2 protein-coding genes are annotated in these 558 nt (G+C 42.7%); both read right to left on the bottom strand.

Annotated features, from left to right (window positions below; translation table 11 throughout):
• The coding region (locus tag ACFX59_RS18415) for a CD3337/EF1877 family mobilome membrane protein (protein ID WP_387434532.1) at positions 1 to 355 on the bottom strand (355 nt) is incomplete at its 3' end.
• A 2-nt stretch (positions 356 to 357) separates the two neighbouring features.
• Positions 358 to 558: ATP-binding protein (locus tag ACFX59_RS18410; protein ID WP_387434529.1), on the bottom strand; the 201-nt coding region annotated here is incomplete at its 5' end.

The following is a 558-nucleotide window of genomic DNA, read 5'->3' as shown; positions in this document are numbered from 1 at the left end:
GTACTAAGTAACCTGTCGCATTGGAAACATACAAACTGATTGTCCAAATAAAATTGGTAATGGCATATAGTCCATACATGACCTGTTTTCCAATCCCGTCCGACCAGTTCCACGGAAGCCAGCCCCAGCTATTATCCACATAAAAATCCAGTTGATAGTTTTCAAGTGGGTATCGGCTGTATTCATTTGCCACATTGACCGTATCATCTACCAAGCCCGCAGCTTGAACCACCGTTCCCAGCATGGCTAAAAGAAAAATGGCAATCACAAGTGTGAAAGCCACTGTCATTGCCACTTTACCTAGACGTTTCAGCGTCCAGTTTGATTTTATTCTGTTTACTATTGATGGTTTCACATTTACACCTCTTTTCGCACAGGTGGTCTGGTATCAAAGGCATGGAGCAGTTCTTCAAATACAGGGTGGAACTGTATCACACCGACACGACCATATAAATCACTGATAAGGCATTGCACGTTTTCCAAATCACGCAATCGCTTCTGATTGTTTTCGTCCTCTGGGTCTACACCAAAAAAGGCTAAGGTCTTTTTAATCTCGTT

This window comes from Sphingomonas sp. NCPPB 2930 (genome assembly GCF_042867205.1).
Lineage (GTDB): Bacteria > Pseudomonadota > Alphaproteobacteria > Sphingomonadales > Sphingomonadaceae > Sphingomonas.
The sequence above is the reverse complement of the archived record's forward strand: the minus strand, read 5'-3'. Positions and strand labels throughout refer to the sequence as shown.